The following is a 16996-nucleotide window of genomic DNA, read 5'->3' on the forward strand; positions in this document are numbered from 1 at the left end:
TTACGGCCTGACGAAGAAAATCACAGTCAAAGCCGCGCCGATGGCCACCACCACGGCGCGGACTATTTTATCCGGCAGCATTCGCGCCCAGCCGACGCCGCAATAGCCGCCCACGGAGGCGGAGATCATCGTCACGATCGCATGCGGCCAGTGTACCAGCCCGCCGAAAATCAAGAGCACCGCCGCCACCGCCTGAATCAGGAAGGCGATGGTGATGCGGATCGCATTGGCCTTGTGATAGTCGCCGCCTTCAAGAATGAGCAGCGCGGCGAGGATGACGAAGCCGATGCCTGCGCCAAAAAAACCGCCATAGATCGACACCACCACCATCAGCCCATAGGCCGCGATGCGGACGCCAGTCTCCGCGCGCACCGACCACGGCTCGACGAATTTCCGGATCGGGCCGCTGAACGCGAACAAGAGTGTCGCGAACAGCAGCAGCCACGGCACCAGCGGCTTGAAGCCCGCATTACCAAGCCAGATCAAAAGCCCCGCACCGATCGCACCGCCGATCACCCCGATCACCGCGAACGGAATGAATTCGCGCCAGTGCGATTTCACTTCGTTACGGTAGGCCGCGACGGTCGCGAGATTGGACGGCGTGATCGCGACCGCGCTGGTGGCGTTGGCTTCCAGCGCATTCAGCCCGCAGGCGATCATCGCCGCGAAGGACAGGAAGGTGCCGCCACCGGCGACGGAGTTGACGATGCCTGCGAGGAAGCCTCCTCCAGCCAGCAGCAGAAAATCTGTAACGCTCATGTGCGCGTTCAGACTTTCAATTCCAGCGGCACGGCGGGCGCGTATTTGGAATTGTGCAGCACCAGCGAGGTGCGCACGTTCTGTACATGCGGCGCGGCGGTGAGATGCGTCACGAAGTCCTGAAAGGCCGCCATGTCGGAGGCGACGCATTTCAGGATGAAATCGACCTCACCCGACAGCATCCAGCATTCGCGCACGATCGGCTGGGCATTCACGAACGCCTCGAAGGCACGCAGGTCGGCATCGGCCTGGCTCGACAGATGGACGGACGCGAACACCGTGACATCGAAGCCGAGCGCCTTGGGATCGAGCAGCCCGCGATAGCCGTGGATGTAACCTTCGTCCTCCAGCGCCCGGACACGCCGCAGGCAGGGCGGCGGCGAAATGCCGACCCGTTTGGCCAGTTCCACATTGGTGATGCGGCCGTCCTCCTGCAGCTCGTGCAGGATCTTGAGGTCGATGGCGTCGAGTTGTTTGGTCACGGGCTCCCCGGCTCCTGTTCGCGGCGCAACAATTCGAGCTTGTAGCGGGCTCTCCGCCGTTGCGCAATTTTATTGCGCGGGTCTTGAGGCCTGCTGGCTTGGGGAAAATTGCCGATGGGGGGTTGCAAATCTTGCATAGCTCGTAGGAAAGCCTACATTGTCCCAACCAGACTATGAGCGCCGCGGTGGTGGCAATTTCTCTCTGATTTTCACCGATTTGCCACCGGTTTGCCAAAGGGCGCTTCGTCCTCAAGGTCAAATCGAAGAGTTGTCCATGGCCGCTCCTATTCACGCCAAAGTCGTTATCATCGGGTCCGGCCCAGCAGGTTACACCGCAGCAATTTATGCTGCGCGTGCGATGCTTGAGCCTGTCCTGATCCAGGGCATCCAGCCGGGCGGCCAGCTCACCATCACCACCGACGTGGAAAACTATCCGGGCTTTTCCGACGTCATCCAGGGCCCCTGGCTGATGACGGAGATGGAAAAGCAGGCGACCCATGTCGGTGCGAAGATCGTCACCGACCACGTCAACAAACTCGAGCTTGGGCAGTCGCCGTTCCGCATCACCTGCGATTCCGGCGACGTCTATCTCGCGGAGGCCGTGATCCTCGCGACCGGCGCACAGGCGCGCTGGCTCAGCATTCCCTCCGAAGAAACCTTCAAGGGCTTCGGCGTTTCGGCCTGCGCCACCTGCGACGGCTTCTTCTACCGCAACAAGGAAGTCATCGTGGTCGGCGGCGGCAACACCGCGGTCGAGGAAGCGCTGTTCCTCACGAACTTCGCCTCCTCGGTGACGCTGGTCCACCGCCGCGACAGCCTGCGCGCCGAGCGCATCCTGCAGGACCGCCTGTTCAAGCATCCCAAGATCAAGGTGGTGTGGGACAGCGAGATCGCGGAAATCGCCGGCGAGCAGAACCCCTCCAAGGTCACGCATGTGCGCCTGCGCAATCTCAAGACCGGCGCGATCAGCGAGCAGGCCGCCGATGGCGTCTTCATCGCGATCGGCCACGCGCCCGCGACCGAACTGGTGCAGGGCCAGCTCAAGCTGAAACCCTCGGGCTATATCGAGATCGCCCCGCACTCCACCGCAACCTCCGTACCCGGCGTGTTCGCCGCCGGAGACGTTGCCGATGAACATTACCGGCAGGCCGTGACGGCCGCCGGCATGGGCTGCATGGCCGCGCTCGAAGCCGAGCGTTTCCTTGCCGCCCGTGCGAGCGAACGCGCCGCAGCGGAGTAATCATGGCCCGATCTCACGACGGACTGACCGATATGGACTGGGACAAGCTGAAGGTGTTCCACGCCGCAGCCGAGGCTGGCAGCTTTACCCATGCGGGCGAGCAGCTCGGGCTGTCGCAATCGGCGGTGTCGCGCCAGGTCAGCGCGCTGGAGCAGGAATTGTCGGTGTCGCTGTTTCACCGCCATGCCCGCGGCTTGATCCTCACCGAACAGGGCGACCTTTTGTTCCGCACCGCGCATGACGTCTTCATGCAGTTGCAGGCGGCACGCGCCAAGCTGACCGACAGCCGCGAGCGGCCGAGCGGGGAGCTGAAGGTGACGACCTCCCCCGGTCTCGGCATCAACTGGCTGGTGCCGCGGCTCACCGAATTCACCTCGCTCTATCCGGAAATCCGGTTGGCGCTGACTCTGACCGACGAGGAACTCGACCTCTCGATGCGCGAGGCCGACGTCGCGTTGCGCACCCGCAAGCCGACGCAACCCGATCTCATCCAGCGGAAACTTTTTTCAATCGGCTTCCACGCCTACTGCTCGCCGGACTACGCCAAGAAATTCGGCACGCCGCGCACGCTGGAGGAACTGGACAATCACCGGTTGATCGTGCTCAACGCGCAGAACCTGCCGCCACATCTGCAGAACAGAAACTGGCTGATCGAGGCCGGACGTAACGGCGCGGGGCCGCGCGAGCCGTTCTTCAAGGTCAACAACGTGCTCGGCCTGGTCCGTGCCTGCCAGCAAGGCATCGGCATCGCCGCGCTGCCGGATTACCTCATCGACGAAGCCAATCGCCTGCTGCAACTGTTCGGTGAGGACGATTCGATTCAACTCGATGCATATTTCGTCTATCCCGAAGAATTGAAGTCGGTGGCACGCGTCCAGGTGTTCCGCGATTTCATCGTCAGCAAGGCGCAGCGCTGGCCGTCATAGCCAGAGATGTATGCAAAATGTCGTAGGTAAGAATGTCGCACGCATCTTGCGCATGACTGACATTCCAAACCCGCTGTTGCGATACATCGCCGCTCGATACGATACTCTTTTCGTCCGATGCACCGGTTTGCATCCTGTCCCCTCCTCCTGCGGACCCCTGCATCGGAATCTTTCCAACTGTGAAAACGGAAGGAAGGATGATCGTATCGGCCTCTCAAGGCTGTCGACTAACAAGCCGGGCTTTTTGCCCGGCTTTTTTCGTTTCAGGCATTCCGTTCGTCCTGCCTTCACTATGGCGTGAGCTGCATCATGCGGACAGCCGCAGCCGCGCCAGCCGCAAGGCGTTACCGATCACGCTGACCGACGACAACGCCATGGCCGCAGCACCAATCGCAGGCGACAACAGCAGGCCGAAGGCCGGATACAAAATACCAGCCGCGATCGGCACGCCGGCCGCGTTGTAGAGGAAGGCGAACACCAGATTCTGGCGGATGTTGCGCATCGTCGCGACCGACAAGGCCCGCGCCTGCACGAGACCCATCAAGTCGCCGCGCAACAGCGTGATGCCTGCGCTCTCGATCGCCGCATCGGTGCCGCCGCCCATGGCGATGCCGACATCAGCGGCCGCGAGCGCGGGTGCGTCGTTGACGCCGTCGCCGACCATCGCGACACGGCGGCCCTGTTTTTGCAAACGCTGCACAGCTTCGCTTTTGTGTTCGGGCAGCACATCGGCCTCGACCTCGGTGATGCCGAGCCGTTCAGCGACCGCGCGTGCGGTGGCGATGTTGTCGCCCGTCAGCATGACGACGTGCAGCTTTGCCGCACGCAGGCGCTCAAGCGCGGACCGCGCGCTGTCCTTGATCGGATCGGCGATGGCGATGATGCCGCGCACGACGCCATCGACAGCCGCATAGATCACCGTCGCGCCCTGCCCGCGCTGCTCTTGCGCCGTGTCATCGAGCATTGAGGTATCGATCTTCAGATCCCGCATCAGCGCCGCATTGCCGAGCGCAATGGCCTTGCCCTCCACGCGCCCGCTGGCGCCCTTGCCGGACGGTGAATCGAAGTCCTCGACCTTGCTGCAGACAAGCTGGCGGCGTTTTGCCGCCGCGACGATGGCCGCCGCCAGCGGGTGCTCGCTCGCCTGTTCGACACTCGCGGCGAGACGCAGCAATTCGTTCTGGCTGAAATTCTCCGTAGTCTCGATCGCAACGACATCGGGCCTGCCTTCCGTCAGCGTGCCGGTCTTGTCGATCACGAAAGTGTCGATCTTCTCCATCCGCTCCAGCGCATCCGCATCGCGCACCAGAATGCCGGAGCGCGCGCCGCGCCCGATGCCCACCATGATCGACATCGGCGTGGCGAGGCCGAGCGCGCACGGACAGGCGATGATCAGCACCGTCACCGCTGCGAGAAGCGCGAAGGAATAGCGCGGCTCGGGGCCGAACATCGCCCACGCAGCAAAAGCAATCGCCGCCGCCGCCACCACGGCGGGCACGAACCAGCCCGCGACATAATCCGCCAATCGCTGCACCGGCGCGCGCGAACGCTGTGCCTTGGCGACCAGATCGACGATGCGCGACAGCACCGTGTCGCGACCGACTTTGTCGGCGACCATGACAAGCCCGCCACTCTGGTTCAGCGTGCCGCCGATCAGTTGCGCGCCCGCTTCCTTGGTCACCGGCATCGATTCGCCGGTGACCATCGATTCATCGACGGCAGAGCGGCCCTCTTTCACCGTGCCGTCGACCGGCACCGTCTCGCCGGGCCGCACCCGCAACAGGTCGCCGACCACGACCGCATCGAGCGCGATGTCTTCGTCAGTGCCGTTCTTGATGCGGCGCGCCGTCTTCGGGGCAAGCGACAACAGGGCGCGGATGGCGCCCGATGTTTTTTCGCGCGCGCGCAACTCCAGCACCTGCCCGAGCAGCACCAGCGTCACGATCACCATCGCGGATTCGAAATACACCGCGACCCCGCCATGCATGTCGCGGAACGCTTCGGGAAACGCCTGCGGCGCAAGCACCGCCGCGACGCTGTAAAGATACGCGATGCCGGTGCCCATCGCGATCAACGTGAACATGTTGAGATTCCACGTCGCGACCGAACGCCAGCCGCGCACGAAGAACGGCGCACCCGCCCACAGCACCACCGGAGTTGCGAGCGCGAGCGACAGCCAGTTCGACATGACCGGCGACACCAGATGCTGATCGAACAGATGCCCGCCCATTTCAATTACGAACACCGGCACGGTGAGCACCAGCGCGATCCAGAAACGGCGGCGCATGTCGATCAGTTCGGGATCGGGCTTGTCGTCGAGCGAAACGGTTTCCGGCTCCAGCGCCATGCCGCATTTCGGGCAGGAGCCGGGACCGATCTGGCGCACCTCGGGGTGCATCGGGCAGGTGTAGATCGTGCCGGGCGCGGCCTCGGGTTCAGGTTGTTTTGGCGCAAGGAATTTTTCCGGCTCTGCTGCAAAACGATCATGGCAGCGCTGGCCGCAGAACACGTACTCGGTGCCCTTGTAAGTAAAGCGTCCGCCTTTCGGGGCACGGGGGTCGACCTTCATGCCGCAGACCGGGTCGATCGCCACCGGCGCTGCGTCCGTGGCCGCCCCGTGGCAGCAGGAGCCATGTGTCTCGTGAGAATGCGCGGCAGCCACAGGCGCTTTCGTACCATGGGAGCCGCAGCAGCCTGATTCCCCGTTCGCATCGTGAGCCATGGCATCCACCTTGATCTTTATACCCCTAGGGGGTATATGGACGATATGAGAGACGAGATCAAGTCATCCTGTCGAAAACGGCTGAAACGCATCGAGGGCCAGATTCGCGGCCTCAGCGACATGATCGAGGCGGACCGCTACTGCATCGACGTCGTGACGCAGATCGCCGCCGCGCGCGCCGCCTTGCGCCGCGTCGAGGAGGAAATCCTGCGCGATCATGTGGCGCATTGCGTCGAGCATGCGATCCGCTCGGGCGACAAGGCCGATCAGCGTAAGAAAATTGCCGAACTGATGGACGTGGTGAGCCGCGCCGACCGGTAGCCGGTAGCCGATTCCCCGCTCCGGCACGCTTCGTTCGCGTTTGAACGAACCAATCAACCAATTCGTAAACTTAACGAAGGGTCGGCGGCATCGCGGTCGCCGGGTTTACAACTTCTTACAGAACGCCGGCCTAGGTTGCATGCAATCCCGTACCCCTGCTGCTGCAACCGGTTTCCATGTTCAAAATCTATAATTGTATCGCGACCGCCCACGATCTGAGGCTGGTCGTTCTCGCAGCCATTGTCTGCGGCTTGTCATCCTTCGCCGCCTTCCGCCTGCTACATCATGCGCGAACCGTGCAGGGGCAGATGCGCCACATCTGGCTCGCGGTGTCCGCCGTTGCCATCGGCTTCGGCATCTGGTCGACGCACTTCATCGCGATGCTTGCCTTCTCGCCCGGCATTCCGAGCGGTTACAACATCGCTCTCACCGCGATATCGCTGGTGGTGGCCATGCTGCTGACCGGCGGCGGCCTGGTGGTAGCGATGATCCCGGGCTGGAGCGCGGGTCCCGCCCTGGGCGGCGCCATCGTCGCGGGCGGCATCGCCGCGATGCATTACACCGGCATGGCCGCATTCGAGATCGCGGGTATCGTGGTCTGGGATTTCGGCATGGTCGCATGGTCCATCGTGCTGGGCGCAACGCTTGGCGCCATCGCGCTGCCGGTCGGCCTGCATGACCAGTCCGAGAAGTGGAAAGCCGCAGGCGCTGCGCTGCTGACGCTGGCGATCTGCAGCCATCATTTTACCGGCATGGCCGCCGTGACCATTCTTCCCGATCCGAACATCGCCGTTCCCGCCACCGCGCTGCCGCCGGCCCTGCTCGCGATCCTCGTCTGTGCGGCAAGCCTCACCATCATCCTGCTCTCGCTGACCGCAGTCGCGCTCGATGTCCGCGACAGACGCCGCGCCGAGCTTGAGACCGACCGGATGCGTGGCCTCGCCAACGCCGCCGTGGAAGGCCTCGTGGTCTGCGACGGCGACACCATCGTGACCGTCAATGAAAGTTTCGCGCAACTGGTCGGCCTGTCATCGGCCATGCCGGTCGGCAACAAGCTCGACCTCTGCCTTCCGGACGACACCGCGCGCGAGCGGCTGCTGACCTCGTCGAACCAGCCGATGGAAGTGACCCTGCGCCACCACGACGGATCGATGATTCCGGCTGAAGTCATCCTGCGGCCGATCGACTACGCGGGACGCCCTCATCATGTCGTCGCCGTGCGCGATCTGCGCGCGCGCAAGAAGAACGAGCAGCACATCCGCTATCTCGCCCATCACGATGCGCTGACCTCGCTGCCCAATCGCACCTCATTCAATGCAGCGATCGACGAAGCGCTTGCGGCCCTCCCGAAAGACAACAAACTCGCCGTGCTCTGCCTCGACCTCGACCGCTTCAAGGAGGTCAACGACCTGTTCGGCCATGCCGCAGGCGACAGGGTGCTGCAGACGGTCGCCAATCGTATCGGCGGCCTGCTCGGCAGCGGGCAGATCATGTCGCGTCTCGGCGGCGACGAATTCGCGATCCTGCTGCCGAACATCGCCCGCGCCGACGCCGCCCGCCGCTTTGCCGAAAACGTCCTCGCCGCGCTGCGCCTCAAGGGCGATACGCCGGAGACCGACGGCATCTCCAGCAGCCTCGGCATCGCGCTCTATCCGGACGACGCGAACGACCGTCAAATGCTTCTCAGCCATGCCGATACCGCGCTGTATCGCGCCAAGACCGAAGGCCGTAACACCTATCGCTTTTTCGAGGCGAAGATGGGCGCCGAGGTCCGCGAACGGCGGATGATCGAGCACGATCTGCGCCATGCGGTGGCCCGCAACGAATTGCGGCTGGTCTACCAGCCCCAGCACGACATCCAGAACAATATCGTCACTGGCTTCGAGGCGCTGCTGCGCTGGAAGCATCCGACGCGCGGCGATGTCTCGCCTGCGACGTTCATTCCGATCGCGGAAGAAGCCGGAGCTATTCTCGGCATCGGCGAATGGGTCCTGCGCACCGCCTGCCGCGAAGCCGCGTCATGGCCGCAACCCTTGACCATCGCGGTCAACGTCTCGACCTTGCAGATCTACGACCCGAACTTCGCGCATCTCGTGCACCGCATCCTGATTGAAACCGGGCTTTCACCGAACCGGCTCGAACTCGAGATCACCGAAACCGCGCTGGTGCGCGACCTCAACCGTGCATTGCTGACGCTGCGCCAGATCAAGGCGCTGGGCGTTCACATCGCGATGGACGATTTCGGCACCGGCTATTCGTCGCTGTCGAACCTGCGCGCCTTCCCGTTCGACAAGATCAAGATCGACGGCTCCTTCATCAAGTCGGTCGACAGCAACGAGCAGGCGGCGACCATCGTGCGCACGGTGCTGGGGCTCGGGCGCGGGCTCGGTCTGCCGGTGCTCGCCGAAGGCGTCGAGACCGCAGGCGAGATGAAATTCCTGCGCGAGCAGAACTGCGACGAGATTCAGGGCTACCTGATCGGGCGCCCGGCGGCGATCGAGAATTTCCGCCACTTCACCCATAATGAAGCGGTACCCGAAGCCGAGGCCATGTTGACCGCGAAAGCGGTATAGCAAGCCTGGCGCATGTCCATTTGCTACAGAGGCTGCGCAGGCCGCATTTACGAATTAACGGGCATGGTATTCCTGTCGTTATCAGCGCCGCGAGTCGCTCACAGGCGTTCCGATTACTGCGTCTTCGCAACACACCCGATTGCGCCCTTGTCGCTTGGCCTCATATAGCTTCGCATCAGCGCGCTCAAACAAATCCTCGGTGCCTCCATCGACTCGATAGATCGCCACTCCGACCGACACAGTGACAAGTCCAAGATTCTCACCGGTCGATCGGCGTATCAGAGACTTTCTTTGCATGGTCGTACTCAGGCCAACCGCCGCCTCGAAGGCATCTCGCAGGCTTGTTCGCGGCATGATCATGGCGAACTCCTCACCACCATGACGCGCAATAAGCCAATCCGACCGCGCTTGATTTCGCATACTTTGCGCGACAAATTGAATGACTTGATCGCATCGATATTTTCTCGCACGAATATGAAATTCTCACGTTGCTGCATGAAGCGGGAGAGGCTTCTTACAAAGACCTCTCATGTTTGCTGCGCCCCTCCTCCGCCACGCTAGAGAGACGGCTGGGCACGCTTTGCTATAAGGGGCTCATCGAGTCCGTGCGTGAAACCGCCGATAGGCGTCGCCGAAAATTTACGCTGACTGGCGAAGCCAGAAAGGTTCTGGATGAAGAACTCGCCTTTTTCTCTGATTGGCCGTTCCATCAATCCGACGCCGCCACCGCAATATCAAGGCTCGTGAGCAACCTGCAGAGACGATTGGGCATAAGAATATTTGGACAGAGGTACCAACTCGTTCTTGGCCTCTATCGCAATGATGGCGCGCGCACCTCGTCGCTGCTATCGCTCGCACAAATTTCCCGAGGCAGCTTTTTTGACAAGCTGAAAGTATTGAAGATGTCGGGAATTGTTGGTTCCGCACGCGACAGCACTGACAGCAGACTAGTTCAAGTCTTTTTATCGGACTGGGTAACCCGCGCCATTGATGATGCCCACGCTGACTTGAATAAGTGGGCCTTGAACGCGAGATGGGATAGCCCAGGACGTCGCGCAGGAATAGTCGACGTCTCCTTGAAGCGGGGCCCGAAGCCGACGCCGTGTTGAGGCGAAAGCGGGATGACCAGCGAGGCTGGCATCGCAAGTGATGCTGCCGGCAACCCGGCACTCCATGCGCTTATCCCGATCCGCTCAAGCCGCGCCGCCCTAGCAAGCAGTCCTGCAGCACCGGAAGAATGGGATTGATCAATATAGGGTATCCCCCTATCTTATTTTTTATGTCACACACCATCAAGAACAAGTCCAAGCTTTTGGGCCGCGTGAAACGCATCAAGGGACAACTTGAAGCCGTGGAACGGGCGCTGGAGGCCGAAATCGGCTGCGCCGATGTATTGATGCTGGTGGCCTCGGTTCGCGGCGCTGTCACGGGCCTTACGGCAGAGCTGCTCGAAGACCACATCCGCCACCACGTCGTCGATCCCGCCCATGAGAAGGACCCGGAGAAGGCCAAAGGCGCGGCCGATCTCATCGACGTCGTTCGAACCTATCTGAAGTGATCCGATGACCGATTTCGCGCAACTCTTGCAGCAAGGCACGGCTCACGCCTGGCTGTTCGTGCCGAGCGCCATCCTGTTGGGCGCGCTCCATGGACTCGAACCGGGCCACTCGAAAACAATGATGGCCGCATTCATTGTGGCGATCAGAGGGACCGTCTTTCAGGCCACGCTGCTGGGCCTTTCCGCCGCGCTCTCTCACACCGCAATCGTCTGGATCGTCGCCGCTGCCGGACTGTATTTCGGGCGCGAATGGGGTGAGCAGAGCGAAGCATACTTTCAGCTCGGCTCGGCCATCATCATCGTTGGCGTCGCCATTTGGATGGCTTGGCGGATATGGCGGGACAATCACGCTGAACACGATCATCACCATCACGACGAACCTCAGTCCGTCGAAGCAGGTCAGTCCCTTTTAACTCTTGAGGTGTTCGAGGACGGCGTACCGCCGCGCTGGCGTATCGGGGCTGAGCGCGGGCCCCTCCCCGACGCAGGAAGTGTGAGACTGGAAACGCTGCGATCGGACGGCAGCCGGCAATTCTTCAATTTTGTTCGAAGCGGTGACGTTCTCGAAAGCGTTGAGGAAATTCCCGAGCCACACGCTTTTCAAGTGCGCCTTTCGTTGCCGGGACATCCCACATTCGAACTGGCGTTTGAAGAGCATGACCATTCCCACATGGACCTCGGGGAGGAGGACGATGCACACGCGCGCGCTCATGCCGCCGACATCCGGAAGCGGTTCGCCGGACGCACCGTCACGACATGGCAGATCGTACTCTTTGGCCTTTCCGGCGGTCTGATCCCCTGCCCGGCGGCCATTACGATTCTGCTTCTCTGCATCCAGCTCAAGCAGTTGAGTCTGGGCTTCGTCCTCGTGCTGTGTTTCGGCTTTGGCCTTGCGCTGACGATGGTGTCGGCAGGCGTGATCGCGGCGCTGAGCATCCAGCACATCGAAAAGCGCTGGTCTGGGTTCAGCCGGTTCGCACGCAATGCGCCCTATGCGTCGGTCGCCCTGATCCTGATGGTCGGCCTGTACACCGGCTGGATAGGATGGAGTTCAATCTAGGCAGGAGCGGCAGATGTCTTCGCTCTGGCGATGGTACAGTTGGGTGGGATCGAACCACCGACCTCCGGATCCACAATCCGGCGCTCTAACCAGCTGAGCTACAACTGCATCCTTCGTCGCGCCCTGAGGGCTGCGAACGCGCGGAAACTAGGGGCAGCGCCCGGCTTTGGCAAGACCGGACAAGCCATTCTGTAACAAGAGATTCTATCAGATCGCGGGCTGAGCGAGCGGGAGAAATTCCAGGCTCGCCAGGGGCCCGGACGCAAAAACGGCCGGGCAAGCCCGGCCGTTCATGGATCAATCCTGAAATCGCTTAGGCGACGTTCTGGAACGCCTTGGTCACGCTGGCCTTGAGCGGCTCAACGGTTTCGGTCGCAACTTTCTGACCGAACTCGGCCAGTTCCTTCGACTGGGCCGTCAGCGCCTCGAACTGCTTGCGCGTATGGGCGCTCACCAGTTCCGCAGCCTCCGGCAGCGAGCCGACGCCGACGAACGACTGGGCGAAATCGAACGACGAAGTGACGTTAGCCTGGGCAATTTCGACGAGCTTGGCGGCGAAGCCGCTCGCGCCCTTGGTGGCCGAAGCATAAACGGCTTCCAGGGCCTCGTTGTTGCTCTCGGCGGCGGCCTTCAGCTTCTGGTAGCCGTCGCGGGCCTGATTGACGCCGTTTTCGGCAAACGCACGGAACTGCTCGGGAATCTGGAAAGGAGTCGTGGTGAAAAACGCTTGGTTGCTCATATTGGCATGTCCTCAGCCTGGGAAAGGAGGCCACGCGCAGCCCGGCAATAAGACCGGCCACCAGCCTCTGACCAAACCAATATAAGTCATATTTTGTGCAATGCAATATTTTTATTGCATTGCGCTAATTTTATCTTAAGCCACTGACTTAGCGTGGCTTTGCGGTATCCATCGCCGCCTTGGTGACGGCCTGGCCCATTTCGGAGGCCTGTTCGGCGAGCGCCTTCATCTGCGCCTGCACGTATTCGGAGTGCAGCCGCATGATCTCGGTCAGGTCCGAGGCGTGCACGAGCTGCTGGGCATAGGTGAGCGACGACTGGACGTTCTTTTCCGCAAACGAAATCGCCTTGGCGGTAATGTCCTTGGCGTTGGCGCGCGCCGTCTCGCCCGTTCCCGTCAGCGTGCTGGCGGTCTGATGGGCCTGTCCGAGGAAGCTCTCGAACGCCTTGCGAGCCTGGTCAAAGCTGGCTTCCGCCATCGAGCGCATTTCCTGGGGAATCTCGAAACGATTGTTGTCAGCCATGGCGTCTCGCTCCTGTTCGTACCGGCTACTTGCCAGCCTCGTGAAGACCAACGGACGGCAGGGCCGGGCGGTTCCTGCATCATGACAGCGCGGCGTGACAGCCATCCAATGCTCATCGTGACCGACGCAGTATTTTTTGCAATCGCCCTGCGGCATCGTCGCGGGAGTTAAGGTTATCGCCGGTTTGGGCCGCTGCCTCCCTGCCCCCGGTGGACTCATCCGCCGTCCCATTGATAATCAGCCTGTAAGGCCCACATCGATCAGCCGAATTTCTTTCCGGAGCAGGATTTCAAGCGTTGCCCAGAGCCGAGTTTTCCTTGCAGGCCATCCGCAACAGCCGGCTCTCGACATTTTGTCTGAGCGCCGCGCCCGCCTGGGTCTGGTCCGAAGCAGGCAATCGCCTGCTCTGGGCCAACGCTGCGGGCCGCGCGTTCTTCCGCGCGCCGAGCGACGACACGCTGCTCGCGCACGCATTCGGGCCCGCCGACCCGTACCGCCGTCAGGTGAAACAACTGGCCTCCATCCTTGCGCCATCCGGCGCGTTGCGGCTGGAGCGGCTGCGCGGATTTGGCGCGCATCTCGGCGGCCTGATGACATGCGGCTGCGCGCGGATTTCGCTCAACGGCGAGAGCGGCATTCTCATCGCCGCCGAGCAGCCGGGCGGACGGGTGTCGCCTTTCCCGGAGCGTCTGATGGCGCTGATCGAGGGCCTAGAAGGGCCCGCCGTGGCCTTCGTGAACGGGCATCTCGAAGCCGCCAACGCCGCAGCCCGCGCGCATGACGACACCATTCGTGAGCTTGCCGGGATCGCGCTCCCGACGCATTTTCCCGAGCAGGGCTCCACAATCGAGACGCCACTCGGCCGCGCGATCGTTCATCGCGCAGGCGCGGAGCCGGAAACCGCGCTCATCGTGCTGCTGCAGGGGCTGGCCGCGCGACCGCGCCCCGACAAACCCGTTGACGCAGCCCCGGTTCCTGTTGTCGAACCGGCCCCGGCGGGCGAGGTTGTCCCCATGCACGCGCCGGCCGCGTCTGAGCCGGCCGCGCCCTCTTTGCCGAACGAGTTGTTCATGGATGACAGCGTGGGGCCCGATAGCCCTCCCGAGACATCGCCCGCAGCCGCGCCGGAGTTGATTCCGCTGCCGGACGATCTCGCCGGACAGCGGCGGCGGCATCCGCTGCGCTTCACCTGGGCGATGGATGCCGAAGGCCGCTTCTCGTTCGGCGCGGGCGAATTCACGCATCTAATCGGTGCGCAGACCACCGCCGCGTTCGGCCGGCTCTGGAGCGAGGTCAATGCGGCGCTGGCGCTCGATCCCGAGAACCGCGTAGCGCACGCGATCGCAACGCGCGACACCTTCAGCAACATCCTGCTGCAATGGCCCGCGGACGGCCTTGCCGGACGGCTGCCGGTCGAGATGTCGGGCCTGCCGATCTTTGGCCGCGACCATGCGTTCGCGGGCTATCGTGGCTTCGGCATCTGCCGCGATCTCGACGGCCTCACCCGCGTCGCCGCGCAACGCCGCCACGACACGCTGTTCGGCTCATCGCCCGCGCCGCTCGAGACGCCGGCGCCCACCGCGGCAAGCCCCGAGCCTCCCGCGCCGGAAGCCACCGCGCCGCAGACCGAGACTGCGTTCGGTGAACCGGCCGAGACCGAAGGCAGCGAGACGCCGCCCAACGTCGTGCCGTTCCGCGCCGCCAATGACGACGCGCGGCCGCCCGTGCTGACGCCCGGCGAGAACAACGCATTTCAGGAACTGGCGCGGCAATTGTCCGAACGGCTCGAGCATGAAACCGAGCGGCGGCTCAGCGCCCTGCATGAGGAAGAACAGGCCAACGACAGTTCCGCCGCGCAGCCGCACGACGACATGATTTTCGAATCCGGGGAAGACGAGATCGAAGTGCCGCCCGCGCAACTCTCGCCCGTCGCGCGTGCGCCGCAGAACACCTCGCTCTACGATCAGTTGCCATCGGGCGTGCTGGTGTATCGCGCCGACCGCCTGCTCTACGCCAATAACGCTTTCCTCGCCGCCACCGGCTACGCGACGCTCAATGCCCTCAACAAGGATGGCGGCCTCGGTGCGCTCTATGTCGGGTCCGGGGTCGCGGACACGGACGCATCCGGCGAAGGCACGCCGATCAAGGTGTCCACCGTGTCGATGGGCGCGCATCAGGCGCTTGACGCCAGGCTGCACACCGTCGACTGGGAAGGTGAAAATGCGCTTGCGCTGATCCTGTCGCCGCCGGTTGCGCCAGCGCAGACGGATTATGCCATCCCCGTCGCCGCCGAACCGCTGCCGCGCGCCGGCGACCTGATCGAATCCGACGAACTCGCGACCATTCTCGAGACCACCGCCGAAGGCGTCATGATGTTCGACAGCGACGGCGGCATCATCGCCTGCAACCGCAGCGCCGAAGCGTTGTTCGGCCGCGACGGACTCGAGGGCCACAATCTGATCGAACTGTTCGCGCCGGAAAGCCAGCGCGCGGTTCTCGACTATCTCGAAGGCATCAAGTCCGGCGCCATGCAGGGCCTGTTCGAACAGGGCCGCGACGTGCTCGGCCGCGCGCCCGATGGCGGCGCGATGGCGCTTTCGGTCACAATGGGACGCACTCGCCCGGATCGCCCGCGTTACTTCGCGGTGTTCCGCGACAAGCCACCCGCCGCTCCCGCGCTCCGCGCTCCCGATCAGGACAAACGTGCGGATGAACGCGCCGCCAACGCCAAGGCCGATCTGCTCGCCCGCCTCAGCCACGAGGTGCGCGCGCCGGTCAACGCCATTATCGGCTTCGCCGACGTCATGATCGAGGAACGATTCGGCGCGCTCGGCAACGAGCGCTACGCCGATTACATGAAGGACATTCGCGCGTCCGGCGAACGCGTGATTTCCATCATCGATGACATGCTGGACCTGTCGCGGATCGAATCCGGCAAGCTCGATCTCGAATTCGCCAGTCAGGATCTCAACGCGCTGGTCGAACAATGCGTCGGCGTGATGCAGCCGCAGGCCAACCGCGAGCGCATCATCATCCGCTCCTCACTGACGCACGGCCTGCCGAACATCCAGGCCGACGCGCGGGCGCTGCGCCAGATCGCGCTCACCCTGATCGGCTGCGCGATCCGTCTTGCCAATGCGGGCGGACAGGTGATCGTCTCGACCGCGCTCAACGACCTTGGTGAAGTGGCGCTGCGCATCCGCGACACCGGCCACGGCATGAACGACAACGAAATCGCGGCGGCGATGGCACCATTCCGTACGCCCTCGCCCACGGACGAAGTGGCCGCAGGCAACGGCGCCAACCTGTCGCTTGCGAAAGCGCTGGTGGAGGCCAATCGCGGCCGCTTCCATCTCAGGAGCTCGCCGAACACCGGCACGCTGATCGAGGTGGTGTTCTCGCAGGCCGCCGCGACGGCGTAAGGGCTCTCACCCGCCCTTGAGCGCCACCTTGTAGTCGGCCTCGGTCTTCGCCTTCACGTCATCGAGCGTCACGCCGTCGGCCAGTTCGATCAGCGTCATGCCGCCCGTGCCGTGCTTGTCGATGGTGAACACCGCGAGATCGGTGACGACGAGATCGACCACCTTCTGGCCGGTCAGCGGCAGCGTGCACTTGTGCAAGAGCTTCGGGCCGTCCTTGGCGGAATGCTCCATCACCACGACGACGCGCTTGACGCCCGCGACGAGATCCATCGCGCCGCCCATACCCTTCACCATCTTGCCGGGGATCATCCAGTTGGCGAGATCCCCGTTCTCCGCGACCTGCATCGCGCCGAGGATCGACAGATCGATGTGGCCGCCGCGGATCATGCCGAACGAATCCGCGCTGGAGAAATAGCTGGTGTCCGGCAGTTCGGTGACGGTCTGCTTGCCGGCATTGATAAGGTCGGGGTCTTCCTCGCCCGCATAGGGGAACGGGCCGGTGCCGAGCATGCCGTTCTCGCTCTGGAGCGCAACGTCGATGCCCTCGGGAATGTAGTTCGACACCAGCGTCGGAATGCCGATGCCGAGATTGACGTAGAAGCCGTCGCGCAATTCCTTTGCGGCGCGCGCGGCCATCTGTTCGCGGGTCCATGCCATGATGGTTCTCCTGA

The 16996-nt window shown here is 63.1% G+C and carries 15 protein-coding genes and 1 tRNA gene; 8 read left to right on the plus strand and 8 right to left on the minus strand.

The genetic code is table 11. The features are described 5' to 3' along the window. On the minus strand, nt 1-759 hold the full coding sequence (locus tag AFIDRAFT_RS01670) for a sulfite exporter TauE/SafE family protein (protein ID WP_009337245.1): 759 nt from the start codon (nt 757-759) through the stop codon (nt 1-3). Between the two features lie 8 nt (nt 760-767). After that, the gene (locus AFIDRAFT_RS01675) at nt 768-1241 is read right to left on the minus strand and encodes an Lrp/AsnC family transcriptional regulator (RefSeq protein ID WP_009337246.1); all 474 of its coding nucleotides are present in this window, start codon (nt 1239-1241) and stop codon (nt 768-770) included. 274 nt (nt 1242-1515) lie between these two features. Between AFIDRAFT_RS01675 and trxB the strand changes: the two genes are divergently transcribed. Both trxB and AFIDRAFT_RS01685 read left to right on the plus strand, forming a co-directional pair. After that, nucleotides 1516-2481, plus strand: a complete 966-nt coding sequence (trxB, locus tag AFIDRAFT_RS01680; RefSeq protein ID WP_009337248.1) for a thioredoxin-disulfide reductase — start codon at nt 1516-1518, stop codon at nt 2479-2481. 2 nt (nt 2482-2483) lie between these two features. Continuing rightward, complete coding sequence (locus AFIDRAFT_RS01685) at nt 2484-3407, plus strand: LysR family transcriptional regulator (protein WP_009337250.1); 924 nt, start codon at nt 2484-2486, stop codon at nt 3405-3407. 307 nt (nt 3408-3714) lie between these two features. Here AFIDRAFT_RS01685 and AFIDRAFT_RS01690 read toward each other — a convergent pair whose 3' ends face one another. Continuing rightward, nucleotides 3715-6129 carry a heavy metal translocating P-type ATPase gene (locus tag AFIDRAFT_RS01690; RefSeq protein WP_009337252.1) on the minus strand — a complete coding sequence of 805 codons (2415 nt, stop codon included), beginning with the start codon at nt 6127-6129 and terminating at the stop codon, nt 3715-3717. A gap of 45 nt (nt 6130-6174) precedes the next feature. On the opposite strand from AFIDRAFT_RS01690, the gene AFIDRAFT_RS01695 reads away from it, so the two are divergent. Further along, a complete protein-coding gene (locus AFIDRAFT_RS01695) occupies nt 6175-6450 on the plus strand; it encodes a metal-sensitive transcriptional regulator (RefSeq protein WP_040297959.1) in 276 nt (91 codons plus the stop codon). 176 nt (nt 6451-6626) lie between these two features. Beyond that, entirely contained in the window at nt 6627-9023 is a 2397-nt protein-coding gene (locus AFIDRAFT_RS01700) for a bifunctional diguanylate cyclase/phosphodiesterase (protein ID WP_009337258.1), read from the plus strand. Between the two features lie 81 nt (nt 9024-9104). Here AFIDRAFT_RS01700 and AFIDRAFT_RS20450 read toward each other — a convergent pair whose 3' ends face one another. Further along, complete coding sequence (locus AFIDRAFT_RS20450; protein WP_502685474.1) at nt 9105-9497, minus strand: GGDEF domain-containing protein; 393 nt, start codon at nt 9495-9497, stop codon at nt 9105-9107. A gap of 5 nt (nt 9498-9502) precedes the next feature. On the opposite strand from AFIDRAFT_RS20450, the gene AFIDRAFT_RS01710 reads away from it, so the two are divergent. From AFIDRAFT_RS01710 to AFIDRAFT_RS01720, 3 genes are all read left to right on the plus strand, one after another. Then, the gene (locus tag AFIDRAFT_RS01710) at nt 9503-10132 is read left to right on the plus strand and encodes a helix-turn-helix domain-containing protein (protein WP_283804989.1); all 630 of its coding nucleotides are present in this window, start codon (nt 9503-9505) and stop codon (nt 10130-10132) included. A gap of 170 nt (nt 10133-10302) precedes the next feature. Beyond that, on the plus strand, nt 10303-10581 hold the full coding sequence (locus tag AFIDRAFT_RS01715; RefSeq protein WP_009337264.1) for a metal/formaldehyde-sensitive transcriptional repressor: 279 nt from the start codon (nt 10303-10305) through the stop codon (nt 10579-10581). A 4-nt stretch (nt 10582-10585) separates the two neighbouring features. Then, the gene (locus AFIDRAFT_RS01720) at nt 10586-11641 is read left to right on the plus strand and encodes a HoxN/HupN/NixA family nickel/cobalt transporter (RefSeq protein ID WP_009337266.1); all 1056 of its coding nucleotides are present in this window, start codon (nt 10586-10588) and stop codon (nt 11639-11641) included. 31 nt (nt 11642-11672) lie between these two features. On the opposite strand, the gene AFIDRAFT_RS01725 is transcribed toward AFIDRAFT_RS01720, so the two are convergent. The 3 genes from AFIDRAFT_RS01725 to AFIDRAFT_RS01735 form a co-directional block, all read right to left on the minus strand. Next, nucleotides 11673-11749, minus strand: a tRNA-His gene (locus AFIDRAFT_RS01725). A gap of 205 nt (nt 11750-11954) precedes the next feature. Then, a complete protein-coding gene (locus tag AFIDRAFT_RS01730; protein ID WP_009337268.1) occupies nt 11955-12380 on the minus strand; it encodes a phasin in 426 nt (141 codons plus the stop codon). A gap of 148 nt (nt 12381-12528) precedes the next feature. After that, nucleotides 12529-12903 carry a phasin family protein gene (locus AFIDRAFT_RS01735; protein WP_009337270.1) on the minus strand — a complete coding sequence of 125 codons (375 nt, stop codon included), beginning with the start codon at nt 12901-12903 and terminating at the stop codon, nt 12529-12531. A 296-nt stretch (nt 12904-13199) separates the two neighbouring features. Here AFIDRAFT_RS01735 and AFIDRAFT_RS01740 point away from each other — a divergent pair, with 296 nt between their 5' ends. Further along, nucleotides 13200-16325: a PAS domain-containing sensor histidine kinase gene (locus tag AFIDRAFT_RS01740; RefSeq protein ID WP_009337273.1), complete on the plus strand. Its 3126-nt coding sequence runs from the start codon at nt 13200-13202 to the stop codon at nt 16323-16325. A 6-nt stretch (nt 16326-16331) separates the two neighbouring features. Here AFIDRAFT_RS01740 and AFIDRAFT_RS01745 read toward each other — a convergent pair whose 3' ends face one another. Further along, nucleotides 16332-16982: a 3-oxoacid CoA-transferase subunit B gene (locus AFIDRAFT_RS01745; RefSeq protein WP_009337275.1), complete on the minus strand. Its 651-nt coding sequence runs from the start codon at nt 16980-16982 to the stop codon at nt 16332-16334. Nucleotides 16983-16996 lie beyond the last annotated feature (14 nt).

The organism is Afipia sp. 1NLS2 (assembly GCF_000178995.1).
Lineage (GTDB): Bacteria > Pseudomonadota > Alphaproteobacteria > Rhizobiales > Xanthobacteraceae > Afipia.

Coding starts and splice junctions, on each gene's coding strand:
- AFIDRAFT_RS01670 (WP_009337245.1), bottom strand. CDS start 759: ATGAGCGTTACAGATTTTCTGCTGCTGGCTGGAGGAGGCTTCCTCGCA.
- trxB (WP_009337248.1), top strand. CDS start 1,516: ATGGCCGCTCCTATTCACGCCAAAGTCGTTATCATCGGGTCCGGCCCA.
- AFIDRAFT_RS01685 (WP_009337250.1), top strand. CDS start 2,484: ATGGCCCGATCTCACGACGGACTGACCGATATGGACTGGGACAAGCTG.
- AFIDRAFT_RS01690 (WP_009337252.1), bottom strand. CDS start 6,129: ATGGCTCACGATGCGAACGGGGAATCAGGCTGCTGCGGCTCCCATGGT.
- AFIDRAFT_RS01695 (WP_040297959.1), top strand. CDS start 6,175: ATGAGAGACGAGATCAAGTCATCCTGTCGAAAACGGCTGAAACGCATC.
- AFIDRAFT_RS01700 (WP_009337258.1), top strand. CDS start 6,627: ATGTTCAAAATCTATAATTGTATCGCGACCGCCCACGATCTGAGGCTG.
- AFIDRAFT_RS01715 (WP_009337264.1), top strand. CDS start 10,303: ATGTCACACACCATCAAGAACAAGTCCAAGCTTTTGGGCCGCGTGAAA.
- AFIDRAFT_RS01720 (WP_009337266.1), top strand. CDS start 10,586: ATGACCGATTTCGCGCAACTCTTGCAGCAAGGCACGGCTCACGCCTGG.
- AFIDRAFT_RS01730 (WP_009337268.1), bottom strand. CDS start 12,380: ATGAGCAACCAAGCGTTTTTCACCACGACTCCTTTCCAGATTCCCGAG.
- AFIDRAFT_RS01735 (WP_009337270.1), bottom strand. CDS start 12,903: ATGGCTGACAACAATCGTTTCGAGATTCCCCAGGAAATGCGCTCGATG.
- AFIDRAFT_RS01745 (WP_009337275.1), bottom strand. CDS start 16,982: ATGGCATGGACCCGCGAACAGATGGCCGCGCGCGCCGCAAAGGAATTG.